Annotated in this window: 24 protein-coding genes; 17 read left to right on the top strand and 7 right to left on the bottom strand. The window is 42.8% G+C overall.

Translation table 11 applies throughout. The features are described from left to right. Window positions 1-150: 150 nt before the first annotated feature. The 4 genes from DKT75_RS04720 to DKT75_RS04705 all read right to left on the bottom strand — a co-directional run bounded on the left by DKT75_RS04720 (window position 151) and on the right by DKT75_RS04705 (window position 4,850). A complete protein-coding gene (locus DKT75_RS04720) occupies window positions 151-462 on the bottom strand; it encodes a transposase (RefSeq protein WP_109821425.1) in 312 nt (103 codons plus the stop codon). A gap of 248 nt (window positions 463-710) precedes the next feature. After that, window positions 711-1,586 carry a cache domain-containing protein gene (locus DKT75_RS04715; RefSeq protein ID WP_109822272.1) on the bottom strand — a complete coding sequence of 292 codons (876 nt, stop codon included), beginning with the start codon at window positions 1,584-1,586 and terminating at the stop codon, window positions 711-713. Between the two features lie 46 nt (window positions 1,587-1,632). Further along, window positions 1,633-2,583, bottom strand: coding sequence for a zinc transporter ZntB (locus tag DKT75_RS04710; RefSeq protein WP_109822271.1), 951 nt, complete (start codon window positions 2,581-2,583; stop codon window positions 1,633-1,635). Between the two features lie 86 nt (window positions 2,584-2,669). Continuing rightward, window positions 2,670-4,850: an FdhF/YdeP family oxidoreductase gene (locus DKT75_RS04705; RefSeq protein WP_109822270.1), complete on the bottom strand. Its 2,181-nt coding sequence runs from the start codon at window positions 4,848-4,850 to the stop codon at window positions 2,670-2,672. A gap of 368 nt (window positions 4,851-5,218) precedes the next feature. Here DKT75_RS04705 and DKT75_RS22355 point away from each other — a divergent pair, with 368 nt between their 5' ends. The 3 genes from DKT75_RS22355 to DKT75_RS04690 all read left to right on the top strand — a co-directional run bounded on the left by DKT75_RS22355 (window position 5,219) and on the right by DKT75_RS04690 (window position 7,488). Then, on the top strand, window positions 5,219-5,854 hold the full coding sequence (locus DKT75_RS22355) for a M48 family metalloprotease (RefSeq protein ID WP_109822269.1): 636 nt from the start codon (window positions 5,219-5,221) through the stop codon (window positions 5,852-5,854). A gap of 352 nt (window positions 5,855-6,206) precedes the next feature. Then, window positions 6,207-6,596 (top strand): hypothetical protein, encoded by a 390-nt coding sequence (locus tag DKT75_RS04695; RefSeq protein WP_146201320.1) that lies wholly within the window; start codon window positions 6,207-6,209, stop codon window positions 6,594-6,596. Window positions 6,597-6,942: 346 nt separating this feature from the next. Continuing rightward, window positions 6,943-7,488 (top strand): RNA 2'-phosphotransferase, encoded by a 546-nt coding sequence (locus DKT75_RS04690; RefSeq protein WP_109822267.1) that lies wholly within the window; start codon window positions 6,943-6,945, stop codon window positions 7,486-7,488. Between the two features lie 89 nt (window positions 7,489-7,577). Here DKT75_RS04690 and DKT75_RS04685 read toward each other — a convergent pair whose 3' ends face one another. Beyond that, complete coding sequence (locus DKT75_RS04685) at window positions 7,578-8,006, bottom strand: type III PLP-dependent enzyme domain-containing protein (RefSeq protein WP_109822266.1); 429 nt, start codon at window positions 8,004-8,006, stop codon at window positions 7,578-7,580. A 134-nt stretch (window positions 8,007-8,140) separates the two neighbouring features. Further along, entirely contained in the window at window positions 8,141-8,617 is a 477-nt protein-coding gene (locus DKT75_RS04680; protein WP_109822265.1) for a type III PLP-dependent enzyme domain-containing protein, read from the bottom strand. 203 nt (window positions 8,618-8,820) lie between these two features. On the opposite strand from DKT75_RS04680, the gene DKT75_RS22460 reads away from it, so the two are divergent. The 12 genes from DKT75_RS22460 to DKT75_RS04625 all read left to right on the top strand — a co-directional run bounded on the left by DKT75_RS22460 (window position 8,821) and on the right by DKT75_RS04625 (window position 22,699). Next, window positions 8,821-8,976 carry a hypothetical protein gene (locus tag DKT75_RS22460; protein ID WP_425451391.1) on the top strand — a complete coding sequence of 52 codons (156 nt, stop codon included), beginning with the start codon at window positions 8,821-8,823 and terminating at the stop codon, window positions 8,974-8,976. Between the two features lie 150 nt (window positions 8,977-9,126). Further along, window positions 9,127-11,421, top strand: coding sequence for an ATP-binding protein (locus DKT75_RS04675; protein ID WP_109822264.1), 2,295 nt, complete (start codon window positions 9,127-9,129; stop codon window positions 11,419-11,421). A gap of 7 nt (window positions 11,422-11,428) precedes the next feature. Then, window positions 11,429-12,511 (top strand): glycosyltransferase family 1 protein, encoded by a 1,083-nt coding sequence (locus tag DKT75_RS04670; RefSeq protein WP_146201319.1) that lies wholly within the window; start codon window positions 11,429-11,431, stop codon window positions 12,509-12,511. Window positions 12,512-12,583: 72 nt separating this feature from the next. After that, window positions 12,584-14,890: a ribonuclease R gene (gene rnr / locus DKT75_RS04665; protein WP_109822262.1), complete on the top strand. Its 2,307-nt coding sequence runs from the start codon at window positions 12,584-12,586 to the stop codon at window positions 14,888-14,890. Continuing rightward, complete coding sequence (gene rlmB / locus DKT75_RS04660; RefSeq protein WP_109822261.1) at window positions 14,887-15,624, top strand: 23S rRNA (guanosine(2251)-2'-O)-methyltransferase RlmB; 738 nt, start codon at window positions 14,887-14,889, stop codon at window positions 15,622-15,624. Before rnr ends, rlmB begins: the two co-directional genes overlap by 4 nt. 29 nt (window positions 15,625-15,653) lie before the next feature. Next, window positions 15,654-16,328: a glutathione S-transferase N-terminal domain-containing protein gene (locus DKT75_RS04655; protein WP_109822260.1), complete on the top strand. Its 675-nt coding sequence runs from the start codon at window positions 15,654-15,656 to the stop codon at window positions 16,326-16,328. Between the two features lie 12 nt (window positions 16,329-16,340). Then, window positions 16,341-16,952: a hypothetical protein gene (locus tag DKT75_RS04650; RefSeq protein ID WP_109822259.1), complete on the top strand. Its 612-nt coding sequence runs from the start codon at window positions 16,341-16,343 to the stop codon at window positions 16,950-16,952. A gap of 71 nt (window positions 16,953-17,023) precedes the next feature. Further along, window positions 17,024-18,040 (top strand): anthranilate phosphoribosyltransferase, encoded by a 1,017-nt coding sequence (trpD, locus tag DKT75_RS04645; protein WP_109822258.1) that lies wholly within the window; start codon window positions 17,024-17,026, stop codon window positions 18,038-18,040. Continuing rightward, window positions 18,037-18,852, top strand: a complete 816-nt coding sequence (gene trpC / locus DKT75_RS04640) for an indole-3-glycerol phosphate synthase TrpC (protein ID WP_109822257.1) — start codon at window positions 18,037-18,039, stop codon at window positions 18,850-18,852. The genes trpD and trpC overlap by 4 nt, the downstream gene beginning before the upstream one ends. 13 nt (window positions 18,853-18,865) lie before the next feature. Continuing rightward, complete coding sequence (gene lgt, locus DKT75_RS04635) at window positions 18,866-19,666, top strand: prolipoprotein diacylglyceryl transferase (protein ID WP_109822256.1); 801 nt, start codon at window positions 18,866-18,868, stop codon at window positions 19,664-19,666. A gap of 4 nt (window positions 19,667-19,670) precedes the next feature. Beyond that, the gene (locus DKT75_RS04630) at window positions 19,671-20,465 is read left to right on the top strand and encodes a thymidylate synthase (protein WP_109822255.1); all 795 of its coding nucleotides are present in this window, start codon (window positions 19,671-19,673) and stop codon (window positions 20,463-20,465) included. Window positions 20,466-20,611: 146 nt separating this feature from the next. After that, a complete protein-coding gene (locus DKT75_RS04625; RefSeq protein ID WP_109822254.1) occupies window positions 20,612-22,699 on the top strand; it encodes an EAL domain-containing protein in 2,088 nt (695 codons plus the stop codon). Between the two features lie 9 nt (window positions 22,700-22,708). Here the strand turns inward: DKT75_RS04625 and DKT75_RS04620 are convergent, their stop codons facing one another. Then, window positions 22,709-23,233 (bottom strand): ACT domain-containing protein, encoded by a 525-nt coding sequence (locus DKT75_RS04620; RefSeq protein WP_109822253.1) that lies wholly within the window; start codon window positions 23,231-23,233, stop codon window positions 22,709-22,711. A 144-nt stretch (window positions 23,234-23,377) separates the two neighbouring features. Here DKT75_RS04620 and recG point away from each other — a divergent pair, with 144 nt between their 5' ends. After that, a complete protein-coding gene (gene recG / locus DKT75_RS04615) occupies window positions 23,378-25,453 on the top strand; it encodes an ATP-dependent DNA helicase RecG (protein ID WP_211665162.1) in 2,076 nt (691 codons plus the stop codon). 71 nt (window positions 25,454-25,524) lie between these two features. Next, entirely contained in the window at window positions 25,525-26,016 is a 492-nt protein-coding gene (locus tag DKT75_RS04610; RefSeq protein ID WP_109822251.1) for a hypothetical protein, read from the top strand. The last annotated feature ends 12 nt before the right edge of the window (window positions 26,017-26,028 follow it).

The raw sequence follows: 26,028 nt of genomic DNA, 5'->3' as shown, positions 1-26,028 counted from the left end.
GGCCAAACCAGCGCTTGAGCTCCGCGATCAGTTTAAGGCGTTGTGGTGAAACAGTTTTAGATGGTTTGCACCAGTAACGGTAACTACTTCGGTTGACCGCCAATACTCGACATAAACGGCTGACACTGTGGCTCTCTTGCTGCTGACGGATCAGCGCAAACCTTTGATTGAGTCCTGCATCAAGAGAGCTGAAGCCTTTTTTAGGATGTCGTTATCGCCTTCCAACCGTTTGATTTTACGTTCAAGCTCACGAATTTTAAGTTGATCAGAGGTCAGTGGTGCAGCGCTAGAAAGCTGACCGTTACGCGCTTGTTTAAGCTGTCTTGCCCATTTATCGACCGTCGATTTTCCTAATCCTAAACTCTCTGAGACGTCCTTAACATTGCGCCCTTTATCGACGACCTCTTGAGCAACTTCAAGGCGGAACTCGGGTGAGTAGGTTGGTCTGGTTCGTTTTGTCATATTTACACCTGCTTAGTTAAAGTGAGTTTATCACCTCTAATCAGGTGGCCAAATTTAGTGTGCCACTACAGATCAAAGCCACAAGGAGCATTAAGTTGTAATTATTAAGTACTGAGAACCTTCTAAATTAACGCTCAACGATCCCATACCACCACCAATACATAAGTCGCTAAAGCGCTATAAAACGAGTCCCGATAATACCTAGCAACAGACATGTAGTGGTTTTAGGTATTATCGGGCTTGTACTATTATCTTCTTGAGTTAGCTTCTTCTAACTTTTTCATGACTATTCTAGTGCTGCTACCAAGACGTTTAATTGCACGACTTAACGCACCAATTTCATCTTTTCTGTCGGTATATTCGATATCACTATCTAGTGCGCCTCTACTGTACTCTGCCGCTATCTCAGTCAGTCTAGCTAACGGTGCAGTCATGCTCTTTATCATATAAAACGTTAGTGGTAGTACCACCACGAAAAACACAGCCAATAATATCACCGCCCATTTCGTCAAAAAGCTTTTGGTGAAGTCATTCATGGTAGTAAATATCGCCTGCTCTCTCTCTTCAATATCATCGATATAAACACCCGCACCAATTGAATAAGGACTATCAGGTATCATCTTGGTATACGATAACTTCGGTTGATTTCCCTTACCCGGCTTATCCCAGTAGTACTCAAGATAACCGCCACCCGCTTTAGCAATCTTATCCAACTCTTGAATAACAAAAACGCCATTCACATCTCTAAGGTCAACAAGATCTTTGCCTTCTAGCTCTGGTTGACTCGCATGGATAAAGCTCACTTCTTCTTCAAAGATAAAAAAATAACCTGACTTGTCAGGGAAAAAGCGCGCACCTTTAGCTAATTTAGAATAGGTTTTATGGATTTCTTTTACGTCGGTTTCGCCCTCAGTAGCAGCGGCTAATGTGGAGGCCATTACATCAACGATATCTTTGAGTTCGTTCTTGTATCCAGAGAGCATTTCATCACCGGCATTCTGAATACCGATATCTCTTATCTGATTTGACATAGAGTGATAACCAACACCCGTCAGCGCGGCGAATAAAGTAAGCACGCACACCAATACGATAACTTTCACACTGAAGTTAAAATTCTTCCACATAGATTCCTTCCTATTGTTTAAACTTTGACACTTAAGCTATAGGTACTTACAACCACTTCATTTTGCGAAATAAAATAGCTTGGGCAGCTACGATCACCACCAACCCAACGCAGGTCAACCAAAATGAATTAGGGTTATCAGTACCCGGTATTCCGCCCACATTGATGCCTAATAAACCGGTTAAAAAACCGAGGGGTAAGAATATTGCGGCAACAATTGAGAGAATGTAGGTATTTTTATTCAAACGATCTGACAAAATATATTGAACATCTTCCTTTAATATATTCAGTTTGTCTCGCATCACTTCGAGGTCTTCTAAGTTTCTCATGACTCGTTCATAATTTTCATTATGATAATTTCTATGCTCGTCATGCAACCAATTAAGTGTTGAATTCCTTAACTGACTCACCACTTCACGCTGCGGGAGTAAGTGACGCTTAAACACGACTATTTTTTTACGTAGTAATGTAATCTGCCCACGCACGTCTTGGCTAATGCCTAACGTTGACTCAGTAATCGACTCTTCCAGCAAGTCTACACTGTCATCCAACTCCAAAATAGTATCTTCAATTTTCTGAAAGAGAATAGAAATGAGATGTGCCAACAATACCGAGCTACTCATCGGCACTGCACCCGCCGTCATCTTTTCTTTAATTTCATCTAGCGTTTGAATGCTTCGATAATGACACGTGACGATTCTGTTTTTTTCAACCCAAATACGGATTGAAACCATGTCTTCCTCAGATTCGTCAGGGTTAAAGTTAATCCCTCGAAGAATGATCAGCATACCTTCGTTGAATGACTCAACACGAGGCCGTGACTCCTGCGATAACATCGCCTTCAACGCAAAGGAGGGAATATTATCCACCAGAGAAAGCGCTTCAGCATGAGTCGTCAGCTGTAGGTCGTAATCACACCACGAGTAGTCACTAGTGGATGAGAAAGACTCATCGACTAGTTTGCCACTTTTAATCCACAACCTTTGCAAATCGCTCATAAACACACACTCCCAATAACTAAGCCATTGGGAGTGTAACGGTAATAAGGTAGGTGACCAAGAACCTTAATGATTGAAGTTATTACTTAAGCCATAACTTCAATCTTTACACCCACTGACTTGAAGTTAGGTGTTTTACTGCGTGGGTCTAGGGTATGTCCTGTCAAAACATTTGCTTCAGGGTAGTACGCCAAGATACTTCCTTGAGGAATATCAAACGCTTTCACCGTAACACCCTCCATTCGACCCGTTGACGACACCAAACTAACGACATCACCCGACTTAATCCCTAACCCTTCAATATCACCTGTTGAAACAAGTATTTCGTCACGCCTTGCATTACCTCGGTAACTATCCGTCTCTTCATAAATGATGCTATTAAACTGCCCCTCACTGCGAATAGTCGCCAGTAACAGTGGGAATTCTTTATTTCTACTGTTACCAGGAATAGCATGAGTAATAAAGCTAGCTTTGTGTGTCGCTGTTTTAAACTCAGGCTCATGCATGATGCGTCCACTGACATGAAATTCTTCTTTTGCCACACTAATGTCTTTCAGCTTTTCCATACCCGGCACGGTAGAAGCAATTGTTTCTCGTATCGTGTCGTGACTATGAAATTCTTCAAAATCTACCGCATGATCAGGCATTATTTTTTTAGCCAACGTCGCGAGTATTTGAACTTCTGACTTCACATTATCCAAGCGATCAATACCGCCATCACTCAAACGAACAAAGTTAAACATGGACTCTTGAGTGGTTGATTGTGTCTCTTCATCACGCGCCAATACAGGCAGAACCAACGCTTCACTATTATCCATACCATACAAATGACCTTGATTAAGCGTCGTTGTTAAGTACATTTTAAAATCAATATTATCTAAAGCTTGTTGAGTCCAGTTACTATCTGGCGAGGCTGCGTATAAGTTACCACCGATAATACAGGCAGCATCAATCTCACCTTTATGAGCTGCTGCCAAGGTGTGGTAAGTATCCATCCCCTCTTTCTCAGGTAGTTTCACCCCGAGCTGAGACTCTAGCTTATTAAATACTTCTTCTGGTAGAACAGGCTTTACACCAATACTCCCAATACCCTGAACATTACTGTGTCCACGTAATGGTAGTAGTCCACTGTATTGCTTGCCGATCATGCCTCGCAATAACGCTAAGTTAGCAATGTACTCAACGTTTTCACTGCCATGCTGGTGATGAGTAATACCCATGCCCCATGCAAATACCGCATTCTTTGAGTTTGCATATAACGCCGCTGCGGATTCAAGTTCTGATTGACTTAATCCACACGCATCCAAAATTTCTTGCCATGGTACACTTTGAATGTCGTCCATGAAGAGGTCGAAGCTTTCACAATACTGCTCAATAAACGCTGTATCCTGCTGACCCTTTTCCAAAATTGCTTTAGCAATGCCTTTGATAACAGCGATATCACTGCCAATTTGCGGCTGCAAGAATAACGATGCGATCTCAGTCCCACCCATTAACATCGACTTAGGGCTTTTTGGTATCGCAAACTTAACTAAACCCGGCTCTTTAGCAGGGTTAATAACAATCACCTGGCCACCACGATCACGACAATTCTTTAATTGGTGGATAAAACGTGGATGGTTTGATGATGGGTTTGCACCAATAACAAAGACCAAGTCACAACCAGATAAATCATCTAACTCAACCGTTGCTGTACCTGTACCAATCGTGGAACCTAACCCAACACTCGTCGCTTGGTGGCAGTAATACGAGCAGTTAGTAATATTGTTAGTGCCGTATAAACGCGCCACTAACTGCATCAAAAATCCAGCTTCGTTCGACGAGCGACCTGACGCATAAAAAAACGATCGGCTAGGATCCGTTTTAGAAAATTGTTGTGCAGCGTAATCTAATGCCCAGTCCCACTCAACCGGCTTATAGTGTTCGCTTCCTTTAGCTTTAAAAATAGGATTACCTAAGCGGCCTATATTCTCTAGCTCTTTGGGAGATAACTCACGTAACTCATTGACAGAGTGTTCAAACACTTCATGAGGAATAGGTGGCTGGATGTCAGTCGATTGCGCTTGAATACTTTTATTACAAACAGATGGAAACTCACCTAACTCGTTAGTCATCCCCCCTTGTTGGCCGCCCATACCAAGACCACAGGCCTTACACGTATTCTTTGCTTTCAGCGCTTTTGCAGACTGCTTCAAACCAATACGTTTAATAGTACTTAAAGTATAAAGTACTTTTTTAGGACCACCACCGACGATGCTCTCTCTCATTTTCTTCTCCCCAACCTTACGCAGTTATCTAATACCAAGTAATTTACTAGTCAAAACCTCAAATCACAACAAGAAATCTAGAAACTATTTATCTATAATAGATTGTCGGTTATTAGTGACTAGCCTAAGGTCGTCACAACTATAAAAATAATACATGACATGGCCTCAATGGATATAATCTATAAGCACGAAAAAAAAGCTATTAAAGATAGTTTTAACCTTTTCAATTCTCTTTTGGATATTTATACAGCGGCGTTGTTGATGCACTACGCAAATACCCTGACGGGATAAGCTTCTATATCGGTCATGAACTCGGCCACATAAAACGAGGCCATTTAGCCTTCCCAGAATTACTCATTCCGGGCAGTATGTTACCGATTGTTGGTTCTGCTTATGCACGTTCGCAGGAATACAGCAGTGACTTACATGGAATAAAATGCTGCAAAAAACCAAAAGATGCGGTATTTGCAATGGCTGTATTGGCACTGGGAGCTGAGCAGTGGAACAAACTAAACATCAAAGCATACGCCAGCCAATCAGAAGATACCGGTAGCTTTTGGATGTCGTTTCACGAACTGACAGCAACCTACCCTTGGCTTAGTAAACGTATGCAGCACTTACTAGGTAAGTCAGCAAATGTAGAGCCGTCATTTTCGAAACGTAGTGCTTTAGCATGGCTTTTAGCGCTATTTGTTCCTCGTATCGGCTCTGGTGGCGGGTCGTTAGTATCCCTAATGATCGTCGTTGCAATTGCGGGTATTTTGTCCTCTATCGCTCTGCCTGCCTATCATTCTTATCAACAGCGAGCCGAGATGGCTTCTGCTCAAACAACTATGAGTGAGCCTTCAGAGCAGTACGCTGCGATTAATGAGCCTGACATGCAACAGCAACCATCACCAAATAGAGTGGTTAAAAAAACTGCACCAAGCGTTGAAAACACAATCGATGTAACAGCACAGGTCGAAATTCTAAACGCGCAAAAGGCCATGATCATCGCTTCTTAGCTTAAAACCATCATTAGTGATCACTTAGCCACTCAAGGGGAGGTTCCTAAATCACTTTCTGAACTAGGCCTTCCAAATGAAGTTGAGACAGTAGAAATTAAGCTCATAACAATGAAGGCAAAACGATTGCCTTTAACTCTGTGGTCTTTGAGAACAATATTTCATGGGAATGCGAGTCGGAAGTCCAAATTGGTGGTTGTAGCTAACCACTCAATGTCTCTAAATCTTAGTCACCTTAAACACTTTTATTAAGGTGGCTAATTTCATTTCCATGTTTCATTCTATGCTTTTGAACCAATACCAACTACCCTATCGACTAATCCATCAAACTTCTAAACCAGATGAAACCGATATGCGTAAGTTCCTCGTTCTATTAATAATCATGACCGCAGTTTTCCTATTTACAGCTAACTATCGCACTGCTGGAAATGCAGAGACGCAATGGCTTTTAAAGTCATCCCCAAGCTTCGCAAAAAATATTGGCTCAAGTGATGCAGCAAAAAACCAAGATATGCTCATTAATGGCAAGATCCCAGATTGGGTGATAGAAAAAGACTACTCGGTCCTCGCCACCTTCAAAGACCAAGGCGCTGCGGGTCATACTGCTAAAGATCAGGGCTGGAAAAGCTTAACGCTATTGCTTGATCTAATTGTATTGATTGGATGGCCGATTTATTTAGCGTGTCTAATTATTTTGGTCTTTAAGCACTTAGTTTCTAAAATACTTAATCGTAAGCGGTAATTTAAGTAGGCTCTAACCACCTAAGAGTTCCCTCATATAAACCATCAATGCTTATTTTGTCTTTTTGACACTTTAAGCTTGACGCACTTAGTGTCTTTACGGCATTATCCACTAAGTGTCTTTTTGTCTATTATCAATAGGCTATGAAAGCAATCATATAAAGCCAGTACGCTGGCACTGAAGTCTTTCCCCTACAAGACACCACAAAGCCAAAGTCCCATAAAGTACTCATCATGGTTCATGCAATCGCAATCATACCTGATGCTATCCAATATTTTGGTGGAGACAAACACATAGGTAACGGCGTTATCTCTATTGCATAAAACAACTAATCTTAATAATTAAAATGAATGAAAAACAAATAAAAAATATCAGCAAATTTCTTAGCCTGGTACTTCGACATGACCCAATAAAAGCTAACTTATCACTCGATACAGCAGGCTGGACAAGCGTGTCTGAGCTACTAACTAACCTGGAAGCCACTCGCTACTCGATCAACCTTGAACAACTTAAAGAAGTTGTCGATAACAATGATAAAAAGCGATTTCAAATATCGGATGATTGCTTAAGAATACGCGCTAGCCAAGGCCACTCCATTAACATTGACTTGCAACTGACTCCGAAAGAGCCACCAGCAGTGCTTTTTCATGGCACTGCAACGCGCTTTGTGGACTCTATAAACCTGCAAGGGTTGAAGGCGGGTAGTCGGAACCATGTTCACCTATCCACTAATGTTGATACAGCGCTCGCGGTTGGTCAGCGTTATGGAAAGCCTGTTTTACTGAAGGTAGATGCACAAGCAATGTATGAACAAGGTGTTGAGTTTTACCTATCAGAAAACGGAGTTTGGCTGACCGAGCATGTATCACCTAACTTTATTAGCAATGCTTGAGGCAGCGACAAATAACCCAGGGGGGCAAACTTCAAAGTAATGAGCTTCAAAACCGACCTTGCTTCACCTGAATTATTCTCTGTATACTTTCATGCCATTACACAGGGCTTAGTAATCAACACCAAATCCTTCAAACCCCTCAGTACCGACTGATCAATTCTCTGCCGAATGATTTCAAACTCACCCTCTTTCACCAACACATCAGGAATAATGTCTCTGCTATTATAGGAATTAGACATCACCGCGCCATAAGCACCTACAAAAAAGAAAGCAACCAAATCGCCAAAGGCAATCTCACTACTGACTGAATAGTTACGGGCAAACGTATCGGTACTCTCAAATATGGGGCCAACAATGTCACACTGCTGCGTTTTAACTTTACGGTTATCCTTGATCTCCAACATAAGCTGTACCGCTTCATAAAGTGCAGGTCGCATCAAGTCATTCATTGCCGCATCTAAAATAACAAAAGAACGTGGCTCAGCAGCTTTGACATAAATAACACGGGTGACTAGCAATCTTGTATCAACAACTAATGATCCACCCCACCAAAACCACCACCCAAATCCAACACATCAATAACACCGCCGCATGCTCAATACGCTACTGTACCTCTAATAGCTTCTGGATAGCATCACGATAAGGCGCAGCATCAAATATCTGTGAACCCATGTGCATTGCCAACCCTGTAATATTGCTGGTAAAGCCCAATAGCATGCTCTGGGTCAATACCAAACTTATTACCCTTTGCACCTGTCGTTATATTCTTGTGAGTATTCACAATCACATTAGGATTCACCCTCAGCGCCACCCATACTTGCTTGCCTTGTTGGTTTGCTATATGCGCTAGCAGTTCCAACTCCTCAGCGAATTCAACATTAAACGGCCCAACACCTTTTTCGATCACCTGCTTAAACTCTTTAGCAATCTTTCCAACACCTGAAAATACCATCTGCTCACCCGAAAAACCCGCTGCAATAACACGACTTAATTCACCACTAGACACTAGGTCCACACTTAGACATTGTGCTTGTATCAGACTCGGTATGTGAATATTGCTATTAGCCTTAACCGCATAGTGAATACCAATACCACGAGATTCAAATTCAGCTTTTGCATCGTTGAATATTTTTCAATAAGTGCGCATGGGAGTAACAATAAAACGGTGTTTCTACTGTCTTAGCAATAGCATCTATCGACGCATTATCAATCTGTAAACGATCTGTAAACGATCTGTTTGATAGTTAATTTGTTCACTTAAGGGAAACATCATGGGAAACTCCTTTGGCACTGCCGTCTAAACAACTAATATAGAGTGACTAGTGTAAGGAGATTGCTGAGGTAAGGCTGCTGACAGGTGTTACAGATGTACTTATCTATGTGGAAGCACCAACTATGGAGTACATCAATAATATACGTACCAAGCTAATTGCCCTACCTAACTTAGATAAAATTCAAACCACTACTACTTTAGAATTACTTTTTTAATAAACATTTAGGAAGTTATTGTTATCGCGGTCGGCTTCATACACGCAAAACATTGTAGTATTTACCTCACGTCAAACTCATTATTAACCTTATGCAGTGCTTACTATTTTATTATATAACTAAGCCAATTGTTACAAGACTAGGAAAAGTATGTCGCAACTTGAAAATCTCTCTGCCATTGACTTCGAAGACCTATGCCGCGATTTAGCTCGGGCTGAAACAGGAGTGAGGTTTTCAGCATTTGGGGCAGGTCCTGATGGAGGAATAGATGGAAGGTTCTCTCAAGGTAACGAGACAACAATATTGCAATGTAAGCACTACCTAAACTCTAGCTTCTCAGATTTAGAGCGTGCAGCTAAAAAAGAAGTTGATAACATCAAAAGGCTAAAACCTGATCGTTACCTCTTTGTTACCTCTCAATCACTAACACCGAAAAAAGTAGAAAAACTTACTAAAATTTTTCATCCATTCTTAAAAGGCTCTGAAGATATCTGGGGGAAAGAAGACATTCACGCCCTATTAAGAAAAAACCCTCGTATAGAAGCATCACATATCAAGCTGTGGTTATCGAGTACAGCAGTTTTGGAAAGAATTTTATCATCTGGACTTGAAGCTTTCACTGAAGCCACAAAAGGTGAAATATTAGATGAAATTAAGGTTTATACTCGGAACCCAAGCTTTGATGAGGCAGTAAAAGTATTAGAACAGGAAAACATACTAATAATCTCAGGCCCCTCAGGGGTCGGAAAAACAACTCTGGCAAAGATCCTCACTTATAAATACCTAAATGATGAGTGGAAGTTCTATGCCATTAGATCATTAGATGAAGGCTTCGTTAAACTTGAAGAAAACAACCCTACTATTTTTTTCTTCGATGACTTTTTAGGTCAGATAGAACTCAGACGTGACTCTCTTAATCAAAATGATACCAAACTCTCTACTTTTGTTAAAAGGGTAAGGAAATCTAAGAACACAAGATTTATACTTACTACACGGGGACACATATTTGAAGAAGCAAGAAGACTATCCGATCATATTGATAATAAAAAACTACAACTTGCAAAATACCTTCTAGATGTAGGTTTATATTCTAGAGAAATCAAGGCACGCATCCTTTTCAACCATATCTCGGTATCAGATTTAAGCAACGAGCACTTTGCATCACTACTGAAAGATGATTGGCTACAGAAAATAATAGATCATAAGAACTATAACCCTAGGGTAATTGCTTCGGTTTCTAGCGAGTGCCTTGATAAAATTGATCCCCGTGAATACCCTCAGGCTATTGAAAATGCATTGAATAGTCCTGATACTATTTGGAGAAAACCATTCCTTTCTCTAAATACAAAATCAAAAAACCTTCTTTATACACTTTTTTTCTGTAGAGAAAGTGGTGAAAGAATCGAGTCTATTAAAGAAAGCTATTCAGCACTTCACCATTCGGTAAGCCGATACTACAACCAACCAACAGAACCTTCTGATTTTGAAGAAGCCTTACGCTCTTTGGAGTCTGGCTTTATAAAAATAGATAGTGCAAAAGTTAGCTTTATCAATCCATCCGTTCAGGACTTTCTTAAAGAATATCTGGTAGACAAAACATTAATAAGCTTGTTACCTAAAACAGCTATACGTCCTGAATGGGCTTATAAACTATGGACTCATATCAAACTAATTAGTAACTCCGCGAAAGAGAGAAAAGATTTTTCCTGCAAGTTTTTGAGCTTTGCCAATGAAATAGACTCATATCAACCGTCCAAAATCATATTGGACACAGAAAAAGAAGATAGATCAGTTTACGGGCTATTTGAGCCGCGCTTTGAGTTTGGTCTTTCTTACTCAAAGATCCTAGAGTTGCTATTCAACTGGTGGAGTGATTCTGACGAATACCTATTTCTTGAAAAAGCTTTATCTTTCCTTAAAAAATCACCCTTGAAAGTACACTCTTTAATAAGCATATTAGATCTACCTGACCTTCACAACTGGGTCGATGACTCTCTCGAAAATACAACCTCCATCAAACACGAGTTATTAATAGCCATTGAATACAAGTTTCTAGAATTCATGAACCAAGGTGTGAGCATTGAAGAGTTAAATTTACTCCTACTTCACTTAGATGACTACTTTGGTGAGTCTACCCCCCTCATTATTCAAGAAAAGTTAGACTCACTTATTGATTATGAGTTTGAACATACTGAAGAGTCAGTATCCAGCTTGGATACTGAGGATGAGCTAGTAGAATATGGAGAACAATTAACATTCCTTTCAGGGCTCACACACCATGATTCCACACATGCTCTCACTGTAATTCAAGAATGCATAGATAACTTAGAAGTAGAAGATGATTTTGAACAAGAGGTAACACACTCACCAAAAAGCAACAGTACAGGGGAAGCATTTGACGATAACAACCTCAAAAGTTTATTTGCACAATTAATTAAAAATTGATAATTCGATGACACACCCAAAACACCTCCTAGTAGACATCTCCAGCCACGGCTTTGGCCACTTCGCTCAAACCTGCCATGTGCTAAATGCTCTACACAAACTTCACCCTGATCTTCGAGTCACCATTAGAAGTAAACTCCCTGACACACTGATCAAAGAACGTTTAAATATGACCGTCACCAGCCTCGACCATAAGCTCGATGTTGGCTTGATTATGGTGAGCGCGATGGAGATCAATCGCGAAGCGTCATTTGAGTATTACAAAAACTTTCATAATAATTATGAACAAAACGTAAACGATGAGGTCGAATGCTTACAACAATTAAAACCTGACCTGCTGCTGGCCAATGTGCCGTATGTTTCTCTCTCTGCAGCTGCAAAACTCAATATCCCTAGTATCGCCATGTGCTCATTAAATTGGGCAGACATATTCAAGCGATACAGCACGGAATACCCTGAAGCAGCCCCCATCGTTGAGCAAATTAAGCGCGCTTACGCCCAAGCTGAAACGTTTTTGACTGTTACACCCGCGATGACAATGCCGTCATTGAGCAATACCCAAGCTATTCCACCTATTTTACAACACGGAAAAGCGTATACTGACAAGCTACGAAAGCAGGTTGATAATGACCAAGCGAAATTTGTACTGGTCGGTTTGGGTGGTATTCCAACCGAGCTAAGTGCAATTGAGTGGCCAAGAATCCCTAACGTGTTTTGGATAATCAACGATAGCCTAGATACTTCACGTGAAGACATCATAGGCCAAGACACAACAGAATTAAGCTATATCGACCTGATGAAAAGCTGTCATGCGGTATTAACAAAAACAGGCTACGGTATGTTAGTTGAGTCAACAACCAACGAAACACCGTTGGTTTGTATTGAACGAGATAACTGGCCAGAAGAGCCTGCCCTTTTCGAATGGGTTGAGCAACATGGTTACTTACAAACAATAACGTTAGACAACTTTTACGCTGGCAATTTTGCCGCTGAAGTTGTGGCATTACTAAACATAGACTGGCAAAAGCCAGCAATTACAAACAATGGCGCAGACGTCGCCGCAAAAATTATCAGTCCTTATCTGCAATAACGGTATTTTTCGTACCTTAGACAATCATTTGCAGTATTATAAGAGACTAAATTAATAGGATAAAAATAGATTTTGAAATATAAAGACCCACACAAAGCCCGCGAAGCAGAAAATTACGAGCGACCAATCGCTAGCCGTGAACTCATTCTAAAAGTGTTAGAAGAGAGTCAGGCACCACTGGGCTTTGCTGAACTCGCTGATCTACTAGAAATGCTAGATGACGAAACGCGAGATCCACTAAAATACCGTCTTCGTGCTATGGAGCGCGATGGACAGATAATCTTTAACCGCCGTAAACAGTACGTGCCGGTCAGTAAAGCTGAGCTAATTTCAGGTCGCATCAGTGGTCACCCAGATGGGTTTGGCTTCTTGATCCCAGATGACAGCAGCGATGATTTATTCCTGCATGGCAAGCAAATGCGTAAAGCCATGCACGGTGACAAAGTACTTTGTAGCGTCACAGGTGTTGACCGTAAAGGCCGTCGCGAAGGCGCGATTGTCGAAGTACTAGAAAGCAATACTGAAGAAGTCGTTGGACGTTACTTCGTTCGTGGTGGCGTTGGTTTTGTCGAGCCTGACAACAAACGTATTACTGCTGACGTGATGATCCCACCTGAAAACTCAGGTAAAGCAAAACACGGACAGATTGTTAGTGCTGCGCTTATTGAGCAACCAAACACGCGTCAGCTAGCGATTGGTAAAGTCGTTGAAATCCTTGGTGAGCACATGGCACCGGGCATGGAAATCGACATTGCACTGCGCTCGCATGACCTACCACATGAGTGGAATAAGGACATCTACGCAGAAACCGCTAAGCTAGGCGCTGAAGTAGTTGAAGCTGATAAAGAAGGCCGTGTGGATTACCGCAAGATGCCTTTGGTAACGATTGATGGTGAAGACTCTCGTGACTTTGATGACGCAGTTTACGTTGAACGTAAAGGCGACAACTGGAAGCTAGTCGTAGCGATTGCTGATGTATCTCATTATGTGCCTGTTGGTAGCGCATTGGATCAAGAAGCTTGGAATCGCGGAACGTCAGTGTACTTCCCTGCTCAAGTTATCCCTATGTTGCCGGAAGAAATTTCTAATGGCCTTTGCTCGCTAAACCCACAGGTCGATCGCTTGTGTATGGTCTGTGAAGCGATCATTGATAACGACGGTGATGTACTGAGTTACGAGTTTAAAGAAGGCATCATGCATTCTGCTGCTCGTTTGACGTATACCAAAGTTGCAGCGATGTTGGTTGATAAGGACGAGGCACTTTGCTCTGAGTATCAGCATATCCTGCCACACCTTGAAGATATGTACTCGCTCTATCACGCCCTTCGTGGTGCACGTGATGAGCGTGGATCTATCGACTTTGAAACGAAAGAAACCAAGATCGTTTTTGGTAAAGATCGTAAAATCGAATCAATCAAGCCGACTGAGCGTAACGACGCACATAAGATCATTGAAGAGTGCATGATCGCAGCAAACGTGTGTGCCGCTCGCTACTTGAAGAAGCACGACATGCCTGCATTGCACCGTGTTCACCCTGAACCAACGCCAGAAAACTTAGAGAAAGTACGTGAGTTTTTGAACGGTGTCGGTTTGAGTCTGGGTGGCGGTGTTGAGCCTGAGCCAAAAGACTACGCACGCCTGTTGGCGAGTGTTCAAGGTCGTAGTGACGCTGAGCTTATTCAGACAGTATTACTGCGTAGTTTGTCACGTGCTAAGTACAGTCCTGTTAGTTCTGAAAAGCCTGAAGCGGCTCGCCACTTTGGTCTAGCTCAGAAAGACTACGCTCACTTCACGTCACCTATTCGTCGCTACCCTGACCTATTAGTCCATCGTGCAATTCGTCACCTGATTCGTGATAAGAAAAACACAGCAGCAAACTACACTTACTCAGCAAGCGATATGGCTGAACTAGGCGAGCATTGCTCGATGGCTGAACGACGTGCAGATGATGCAACGCGTGATGTTATGGCATGGCTGAAAGCAGAATATATGCTGGATAAGGTCGGCGAAGTCTTTGACGGTTTCATTACCGCAGTGACAAGCTTTGGCCTATTCGTAGAACTGAAAGAAGTTTATGTTGAAGGTTTAGTCCATGTAACGTCACTGAAAAGTGATTATTACAAGTTCGACCCAATTACGCATCGTATGACAGGTGAAAGCTCAGGCCGTAGTTTCCGCCTTGGCGACCCGATTACGATTCAAGTTGCGCGTGTTGATTTGGATGACCGTAAGATCGACTTCACACTGCCTGGTGCAGCTGACGAAGACGGCAAGCGAAAGCCTAAAAAATCAAATACGAAAGCTAAACCAAAGTCGACAACGAAAGATGGTAAAACGTCTGACGGTCGCAAACCTAAACGTAAAAAACGTAAATCATGAAGACTTTTCTAAATGGAGTGCATGCCGTTCAAAATGCACTTGAGCACGACGTCGAAAACATGATTCAGCTGTGGGTTGCAGAAAACAAACGCAACCCGCGTGTTGATAAAGTGGTGGCAGAAGCTCAACGTCTGGGGCTGACTGCGCAAAGCATGACGCCTTCAGCAATGGACCGCATGACAGGTAGTCGTAAACATCAAGGTATCGTGGCTGAGTACATGGCACCTGATTCTTCGTCTGAAAATGACCTATTTGAGCTGATCACAAACAGTGATGAGAATCTTTTATTACTGATTCTTGACGGTGTTACTGACCCTCATAACCTTGGTGCGTGCTTACGTACCGCCGAAGGTGCAGGTGTTCATGCGGTTATCGCACCAAAAGATAATGCGGCTAGCCTGACTCCGACTGCACGTAAAGTTGCATCAGGCGCTGCTGAGCGCATTCCTTTTGTACAAGTGACTAACCTTGCACGTACGCTACAGATGCTAAAAGACGCAGGTGTTTGGATTACAGGCACCAGCGACAAAGCTACTCAGACGATGTATCAGTGCGACCTTAAAGGTCATACTGCGATCGTCATGGGCGCAGAAGGCAAAGGCTTACGTCGTTTGACAGAAACAGCATGTGATCACCTTATCTCCATCCCTATGGCTGGTTCGGTATCTAGTTTGAATGTTTCTGTTGCAACGGGTGTCGTGCTTTATGAAGCCGTACGCCAGCGCCAAGCGTAAATCCCCTACTCGTATAAAGTGACTCCCCTATGCTGACCTTGTATCAATTTAACTCTTGCCCTTTTTGCTGGAAAGTTCGCTCATTACTGAACTACGCAAAGCAGCCCTATGAGATTGTAGAAGTCTCGCCAATGGGTATGAAAGGATTAGAGTTTACTGATCACAAAAAAGTGCCCGTTTTAACCGACGGCGACAAGGTCATCGTAGAGTCCGCAACGATCATAGACTATGTGAATGAGAACTACGTTCATGCGGAAAAGTCAGCGAATAGTAAAGAGTGGACTGACTGGGTCGATGACTCACTCGTTCATTACTTACCTGCATTGATTCACCCAGGTTTTCTAACGTCATGGAAGAACTTTGGACACATCATGGAAGCCGACCAATACCCTTGGTACAAGGCAATCATTGTGCGCTTGGGTGGCTCTATCGTGATGCCGAAAGTAGCCAAGAAGCTAAAAAACAAACACCATATTATTGATGAAAAGGCTGAGTTTTTAGCGGCAATTGATCATTGGGTTGATCAAGGTTTAAGCGGCAAGCCATTTTTTGGTGGCGAACAAGCTGACTTTGTCGACTGTAGTGTGTTTGGCGTGCTACATGCAGGCGATCAACTGGGCGTTGTCGCGATGGCAAAAAATCACAATCCAACATTTTCGCAGTGGTATGATAACTGCTCCCCCATTATGTCTGGCCAAAAGTAGGCTCAAGCTTTTATGAATATCCGACCATTATTACTTAGTTGTTTAATTGCGCTGGTTTTACCTGCGTGTGAAAAAATTGATAAAGAAGCTGAGGAACAAGCAGAGCAAGCCGCTGCTGAAATAAAGCCAATCCCATCAGAGAAGTACGATAAAGATGGCTTAGTATTTGAATACCCTACCGGTTGGAACGTCATAGACGATTCAACACAAGATGATGTCCGTTATGTGTTTATAGAAAGCAGTGATGGTGCAGTATCGGTTATTCAAGTATTCAACAAAGAACAATCACCCACACTTGAGCAGTTTGCGACGAGCTACTCTGAGCAAACTCAGATAGTACCCACACTCGCTGAAGGTGAAACAGCCGAGTCTGCTGCACAAGTAATTGCACCGACAGACTTAATGTCTATCACTCGTGATCTTGACGGGAAGACTTACGACTGGATTGTTGAGTCAGTACCGGGAGAAATCGGTGGCATCGCCACTAGCGACTACCGAGAGTACTTTAGAAAGGACTCTGAACGCTTTAGTGCCTTCCTAATCAATCAAGTAAACAACGATGTACTGACTGCGAATGAAGGCTCTTTTGAGTTAATCTTCAGAACGTTGACACCTGCAGAATAAGCGTTATTGAGTAACTAAATTAGTACATGTTAGTATCGATTTTCAAGCAACTATCTGACCAGTAGACGAATATGACAACACAACAAGCCATAGCTAAATTAATTGAAGGCCAATCACTGACTAAAGATGAAATGTCAGCGGTTATGAAAGAAATCATGACGGGTTTAGCGACCGATGCTCAAATTGGTGGTTTCTTGATAGCGTTGCGTCTAAAGGGTGAGAGTATTGATGAAATCACCGCTGCTGCAGAGGTTATGCGCGAGCTAGCAACACCTGTTTCAATCAATGCTGAAAACTTGGTCGATATTGTTGGTACCGGTGGTGATGGTAGCGGTACATTTAATATTTCTACCGCGAGTTGTTTTGTGGTTGCTGCGGCGGGTGGTCATGTAGCAAAGCACGGTAATCGTTCGGTATCTAGCAAATCAGGCGCAGCAGATGTGCTTGAAGCGGCTGGCGTCAACCTTGGCGCATCTCCAGAGAAAGTAGCTACTTGCGTTGAACAACTTGGTGTCGGTTTCATGTTTGCATTGAACCACCATAGCTCAATGAAACACGCCATTGGCCCACGTAAAGAGATGGCTGTTCGCACTATCTTTAATATATTGGGCCCATTAACAAATCCAGCTGGCGCGCCGAATCAATTACTCGGTGTGTTTAGCAAAGAATTAGTACGTCCATTAGCCGAAGTGTTGAAGAAGCTTGGTAGCAACCATGTACTGGTTGTGAGTGCTGATGATGGCTTGGACGAAATTAGCATTGCCTGCCCTACGTCTGTCGCTGAACTTTGCGAAGATGGGACGATAAAAGAATACACTATCCAACCTGAAGACTTCGGTTTCAAGAGTCAACCACTCGACGCAATCATTGTCTCTGACCCAGAAGAAAGCTTAGTCATGCTAAAAGGCGTTCTCGCGAATAAAGCAGGGCCTGCACGTGACATTGTCGCGCTAAACGCAGGTGCCGCTATTTATGCAGCAGGTTTAAGTGATAGTTTGGCGAGTGGTATTGAGCGTGCAACGGAAGTAATTGCCAGTGGCGCAGCAATGGAAAAATTAACAGCATTAAGTGAGATGACAAACGCATGAGTACATACGATGAGGACTCATCAGTCCCAGATATCCTGAAAAAAATAATCACTCATAAAACTCAGGAAGTCTACGATCAACGACAACGTGTTTCTCAAGAAGACGTGATGAAAGCAGCAATATCTGCTTCTCCTGTTAGACCGTTTGTTGCAGCGATGCGTGACAAACTGGCGAACAACCAATCCGCTGTGATTGCGGAAGTTAAAAAGGCTTCGCCAAGTAAAGGCGTGATTCGTGAGCACTTTGTACCTAGCGAAATAGCTAAAAGTTACGAGCAAGGTGGCGCTGCGTGTTTATCAGTATTGACGGATGAGAACTTCTTTCAAGGCAAGACTGAGTATTTAATAGAAGCGCGTGCTGCTTGTAGTATTCCGGTTATTCGCAAAGACTTTATTGTTGATAAGTATCAAATTTATGAAGCACGTGCGATGGGTGCTGACTGCATCCTTCTTATCGTAGCGGTACTCAGCGCTGAGTCACTGACTTCATTCTATGACCTTGCTAAATCGCTAGGCATGGATGTACTGATTGAAGTTCATGATGCCGATGAGTTAGCAATAGCATTACCCATTGGTGCAGAACTAATCGGTATTAACAACCGTGATCTACGCAACTTTGACACTTCGCTAAATACTACAATTGATCTACTAGAGATGATTCCAGAAGATCGTATTGTTGTGACTGAAAGCGGCATTCACACAAAAGAAGACATAGCACTCATGCGTAAGCACAACGTGAATAGTTTCTTAGTTGGCGAAGCATTTATGCGCGCTGATGAGCCTGGCACACAACTACGCAACTTGTTCTTCTAGGACGTAATACATTATGTTGACTCATCCACAGTTTGACCCTGTCGCTATAAAGTTTACCGAAACATTTGGTGTGCATTGGTACGGCCTCATGTACGTTGTTGGTTTTTTGGCGTTCCTGTTTTTAGGTAAATATCGCGCCCGTAAGCCGGGCAGCCCTATTACCCCAGATCAAGTCGATGACATTCTTTTTTACGGTGCATTAGGTGTCGTGCTAGGTGGTCGTATCGGCTCGGTCTTGTTTTATAACTTCAGTCAGTTCCTCGAAGACCCAATGATGCTTATCCGTATATGGGAAGGCGGCATGAGCTTCCACGGTGGTTTAATCGGGGTTTCCTTTGCAGCCTTTTTACTGGCTCGAAAGTTTGGACTACCACTACTAAAAGTTGCTGACTTTATTGCACCATTGGTACCATTAGGTCTATGTGCTGGCCGTATTGGTAACTTCATTAACGCTGAGCTTTGGGGGCGCCCAACCGATGGTCCTTGGGGAATGATATTCCCGAACGTAAATAATATTCCACGTCATGCATCACAACTGTATCAAGCCGCTTTAGAAGGCTTATTGCTATTCATTGTACTGTGGTTATTCTCTAAGAAACCTCGCCCAATGGGTGCTGTGTCAGGGTTATTCCTTGTCGGTTATGGCATCGCACGTTTTGCTGTTGAGTTTGTGCGTGTACCCGACAAACACTTAGGTTTTGTCGCATTCGACTGGATGTCGCAAGGTCAGCTACTTTCAATACCAATGATTTTATTAGGTGTTTGCTTCATCGTTTGGGCTTACACACGAAAACCTGCACCGGTAGGCACGTAAGACCATGAAACAATATCAAGATTTAATGCGTCATGTCCGTGACAACGGATCGATAAAAACAGATAGAACCGGAACAGGTACAACCTCGGTATTCGGTCATCAGTCACGTTATGACTTGAGTGAAGGCTTCCCGATGGTGACCACTAAGAAGCTTCACCTACGCTCGATCATCCACGAACTACTGTGGTTCTTAAAAGGCGATAGTAATATTGCTTATTTAAAAGAAAATGGTGTATCGATTTGGGATGAATGGGCAGATGAGAATGGCGACCTTGGTCCTGTTTACGGTGTCCAGTGGCGCTCTTGGCCAACACCCGATGGCGGCAGTATCGACCAAATTGCCCAAGTCATTGAGCAGATAAAAAACACACCAGATTCTCGTCGTATGATTGTGAGCGCATGGAATGTTAGCTTGGTCAATGACATGGCACTTCCGCCTTGCCACGCGCTCTTTCAGTTCTATGTAGCTGATGGAAAACTGTCTTGTCAGTTGTACCAACGCAGTGCGGATATCTTTTTGGGTGTACCGTTTAATATTGCATCATATGCACTGCTGACGATGATGATGGCTCAGGTCTGTGGACTTGAAGCGGGTGATTTCATTCATACGCTGGGTGACGCACATCTTTATAGTAATCACATGGAACAGACGGATATTCAACTCAGTCGTGAGCCTCACCCACTACCGACCATGAAAATCAATCCTGACGTTAAGGACCTATTCGACTTTAAATTTGAAGATTTTGAATTGGTTGATTACCAGTTCCACCCGTTATTGGCGGGCAAAGTTGCGGTTTAGCTTAAACTTATCTAAAATCTTTTGGACTCACTCTTTGGCTCCACTGGTACATCCTGTTAGAACATAACCAATAAGCCTGTTACACGGTAATGAACAACCTATGAAATTTAAAGCTAACCTACTTCGGAAGACGGAGTAGGCTGAATGTGCCGAATTTGACACTCAATATCCGAAGCAGGCTCATTTTATTGCTTGGTGCATTACTAACGCTCGTTGGTGTTGCAGGCTATATCATTGTTCAGGACTCTCAACAGCGCTTAATAGAAAGCCAAGCGGTCAGAGTCGCTGAAATTGTCACACGCCAAGCTGCAGCTGCTCATTCCATCTATTCAAATAATATTTTAGGCAAGATAGAAAAAGATAAGATAGGATTTGCCGACGTAAATTTTCATAAAAAGAAAGGTGCGCTGCCTATACCTGCTCAGTTTATGAAGAGCTTGGCATTAAGATCATCAGGCACATCAGATGGTTTATACAAATACAGACTTGTCAGTAAATGGAACTTAGCCGAAGATCAAAACCTAAATAATGACTTTCTTATCGAGGCATGGAAACATTTAGAGCAACAAGACCAACTTGAACCCACACAAGCCATTCAGTGGACGCCCTTTTATTCCATCAGAGAATTTAATGGCGAAAAAACATTATTATTTCTAAGTGCCGATCCTGCATCGAAAAAGTCATGCATCACCTGCCATAACAACTACGAACAATATCCAGCAATGGTCGAACGACGCTCTGAGCAAGGTGTTGCGCCACAAAAAGAGTGGAAGTTACACCAACTAATGGGCGCTACTTTTGTTCAAATCCCTATTCAGTCCATGCAAACCTTGGCCTCAAAGGAAAGTACGCAAACCATGCTATGGATACTAGTGATATTGACGGGTGGACTCGCACTGCTTGCACTATTCCTTTTGGGTGACTTCACTAAAGCTAGACGTGTGACCAAAGAGCTCTACTGGCAAGCTCGCCATGATGATCTAACTAAACTGCCTAATAGGCTTAGCTTTAATAAAAAAGCTGAAGATCTACTTCAAAGTGCGCATAAAGAAAATAAAACACACGCCATGTTTTATATGGACCTTGATCAGTTTAAAGTCGTAAACGATACCTGTGGTCATGCCTCTGGCGATGTACTTCTCTGCCAAATCACCAAAGAGCTACAGCTCGATATTGAAGCCTCTCATATGCTAGCCCGTTTAGGTGGGGATGAATTTGGCGTCTTACTAGAAAACGTTTCAATTCAACAGGCTGAAGAAATTGCAAAAACTCTCTGCGCTAATATAAAAAACTATCTGTATACCTGTAAAGGGCGCACCTTCAACGTAGGCGTCAGTATTGGTGTCGTTGCAATAAATAAAGATTCTAAAAGTGTCGATGACGCTCTAAGACAAGCTGACTTATCTTGCTATGCGGCAAAAGAAGCAGGTCGAAACCGTGTGCATCTCTATTTAGAAGCCGATGAAGAAATGGTGCTTAGAAAAGGAGAAATGACATGGGTCTCTCGAATACTAAAGGCATTAAAAGAAGATAGAATCTTAATTTATAGCCAAAAAATAACCGCTTTAAATACAAAAGAAACACACATACACAGAGAGGTATTAGTTCGGCTATTAGACGAAGACGGCCGTATAGTGTCCCCCGGTGAGTTCCTACCCGCGGCAGAACGTTACGACTTAATGTCAAAGCTAGACTTAGCTATTCTCGACTTATCGCTATCTGCGTTACATAAAAGAGCCTTTAGCGATCTTGGTGATGATGGCTTTATATCTGTCAATATTTCTGGGCAATCGTTTAGTAACGAAAGCTTTTTGACAGAAGTACTTGCGCTAATCAAACATCACGATGTTGATACCAATCAACTCTGCTTTGAGTTAACCGAATCAACAGCCATATCAAATCCTATTTTTGTTCGTCACTTCATGGCTGAAATGAAAAAGCTTGGGATTAAGTTTGCCTTAGATGACTTTGGTACGGGCTTAAGTTCGTTAACGTACTTAAAGCAATTTCCTGTGGACTACCTAAAGATAGATGGGAGCTTTATAAAGGATATCGTACAAGACCCTATTGACCGAACGCTAGTAGAAGCGATTAATCAGATGGCTCATACCATGAAAATACAAACCATCGCCGAGTACGTTGAGTCTGAAGAAATTTTAGAGCTGCTACATGAAATGAAAGTAGACTACGCTCAGGGTTACTATATCGAGCGCCCTAACCAAGTGATCGTATAAAGTTACTGACTATTTGCTGGTATCGGTAATAGTGATGTCGATTTTGTTTCTACGTAAGTTTTCTGCTGCTCGGTTTAATTCTTCCAAGCCTAAGGTCGCACGGCCTTTGATAAGGTTTAGGAAGTCACTGCTTTGACCAACTTCAGGCTTACCTAGCAAATCTGAGTTCATACTCATAATTTCCAGACCTGCATCATTTAAAATCGTCATGCAGTAAGAGAATACACCGACACGGTCTCGACCCTGTAGCCGCACAGAAACTTCTGGGCAGTGGTGAGTTGGATCAAACTCTTTAACGCTATCAATGATCAAACGTAGCTGGTGTTTTTCTGTTGTTGGCTCTAACAAACCACGCAATTCATGAATCTCTGCGTCGGTGTTAACGATCATCATCACGACAAAGTTATCACCTAGACTGAAAGAAGACATCGCCACAAGATCACAACCGTCTTGTGCAAGGTCTGAAGATAGACGTCTTATCATTGAAATTGCACGATCGCTTCCAATGACAACGACTCGATAGTTATTTTCCATAGAAATGACTCCTCAGACACGGCAATGTGATTGATTTTAAATTTGATTCTACCCTAGAGAGGTGATTTAGCAATAGCGTAAATAGCGTACCTCCGACGACTCGTCTATACTAAAGATCATACTAAAAGCGAACAATGGATACTTGTGCAAACTCATAACCCACTTATGGAAGCAGTCACCACACTAAAAGGTGTGGGTCCAAAAATGGCAGAAAACTTACAGAAGCTGGATATTCATTGCCTCCAAGACCTGTTGTTTCACCTGCCTAGCCAATACCAAGATCGTACCAAAATTCATGAGATTGGTAGCTTACGTGGCGGTCAAAATGTCTTAGTCGAAGGCACTGTTGAGCACACTGAAGTCGTCTTTCGTGGTCGGCGCATGATGATTTCACGCATTAGCGATGAAACAGGCAGCCTAGTGCTACGTTTCTTTTTCTTTGGTGGTGGCCAGAAAAGCGCACTCAGTGTTGGCACTCGAGTACGGTGCTTCGGTGAGATTCGTCAGTCACTTCATCAAATCGAAATGATTCACCCTGAATATACGATTATTAATGACTACGCGCCGTTAAAGCTAGACGACACGTTATCCGCTATCTACCCCGCAACTAAAGGCTTGCAACAGCGTACTATTCGCCGACTCATGGGTGAAGCGCTAAAGATTTTAGTAGAGATAACAGACTACCTCCCTTTAGCAATACGACAGCGCAAAAAAATGCCACCTTTGGCTGATGCCATTCGCAGCATACACACGCCCGATGCTGAAAGTAGTCAGGCACTGCTTAATGCTTTTCACCCAGCCATTAAACGATTAGCCTTTGAAGAACTACTCGCTCATCAGCTGAGCTTGCGACAATTCCGCCTACAGAGTTTGAAATTGACGGGCATTGCTATGCCATCAAAAGATAAACATATTTCAGCACTAAAAGCGTCATTACCCTTCTCGCTCACGGGTGCACAACAACGGGTTATTGAAGAAATACAAAAAGACTTACGCTTAGCTTCACCTATGTCACGACTCGTTCAAGGTGATGTGGGGTCAGGTAAAACCTTAGTCGCTGCCGCTGCAGCCTTACATGCTATAGAAGCCGGCTACCAAGTTGCCCTAATGGCACCGACCGAGATATTGGCCGAGCAACACCTAAAGTGCTTTCAAGAATGGTTTAAGCCGCTTGGTTTGACGGTCGGGAGCCTGACCGGTAAACAAAAAGCCGCCGAGCGACGAGACCAAAACGAACGTGCCGCTTTAGGTATGAGTAACTTGGTTGTGGGTACACACGCCCTATTTCAAAACGATGTGGTATTTGCCAAGTTAGGTTTAATCATTATCGATGAGCAACATCGCTTTGGTGTGGGTCAGCGCTTGGCATTACGAGATAAAGGTGCGGGCAAACTCGGCTATCCACACCAACTCATTATGACGGCAACGCCTATTCCTCGTACGTTAGCGATGACGGCTTATGCAGATATGGACTACTCCGTTATTGATGAGTTGCCACCCGGCCGAACACCTATTAAGACCGTCGTTATTGCCAACGAACGCCGAGATGAGATCGTACAACGGATTCATGGAGTATGCGCCAGCGGTGCACAAGTGTACTGGGTCTGTACCTTAATAGAAGAGTCAGAAACACTACAATGTGAAAATGCCGAGCAAACACTGGAAATGCTCCAAGAGCAACTACCTAACATAGCGATAGGCCTAGTCCATGGCCGCATGTCAGGTGCAGATAAGCAGGAAGTCATGCGCCAATTTAAATCCGCTGAATTATCGCTGCTTGTGGCAACGACGGTAATAGAAGTAGGTGTTGATGTCCCTAATGCTAGTTTAATGATTATTGAAAATGCAGAGCGCTTAGGCTTGGCACAGCTACACCAGCTTCGTGGTCGAGTCGGTCGAGGTGCTGCGGCAAGTAGCTGTGTTTTGATGTATCAAAGCCCATTATCCAAAACTGCACGTAAACGTCTCGACGCATTGAGGAATAGTAACGATGGTTTTGAAATCGCAAAAATAGACCTAGAGATCCGAGGTCCGGGTGAGGTGTTTGGGACACGTCAAACGGGAGAGTTACAGTTTCAAATCGCTGACCTTTCGCGCGATGAGGCAATGCTTCACGATGTTCAAGAAACTGCTGACTTGTTATTAACGGAATATCCTGAAACAATCCAACCTCTAATTAAACGTTGGATCCGTCAAGCTGCTGTATTTATTCAGGCATGACGGTATCAAAACAAAGCCTCTTATAAACACGCTTAGGCGTCATAAGAAGCGATAAAAAACAGGATTAACGGATGAACCTGAAAATACTCGCTATCGTTCTGCTACTGGGATCTTTCTCAACTGCATGTACAAATTCACGTTCCAGCAGCATCTATGCCGCCGGTGTAAGCAAACACTTAGACAGTGACCATAAAGATACAAACGAAGGTAATATGGAGTATTTCGGCTACTCCCAAGATTTCGAACGTAACAACTGGCTTTATGAAAATGGCGTTTCGACTTTCGTCGACTCTTACTCCGTCAGAAGCTATATGCTAACGAGTAATATTTCCCATGAAAACTGGGTTTATTGGGGTATGTTAAGGCCAATGATTGGGGCTAATTGTGCATTGAAAGGCTACGATCACAGTCACAAACGTAGACGCTGGTTGTGTACACCACCGCTTAAACTTAGAGTGGGGAAAAAGACGGGATTATTTGCTAATATAATGGCCACACCAAAGATTGGTGATATTACCAACGGGCTGGTGGCAGCCGAGTTTGGTTATAAATTCAAATGGTAAACAGGTAACGTC

Source organism: Leucothrix arctica, assembly GCF_003172895.1.
GTDB classification, from domain to species: domain Bacteria; phylum Pseudomonadota; class Gammaproteobacteria; order Thiotrichales; family Thiotrichaceae; genus Leucothrix; species Leucothrix arctica.
The sequence above is the reverse complement of the archived record's forward strand: the minus strand, read 5'-3'. Positions and strand labels throughout refer to the sequence as shown.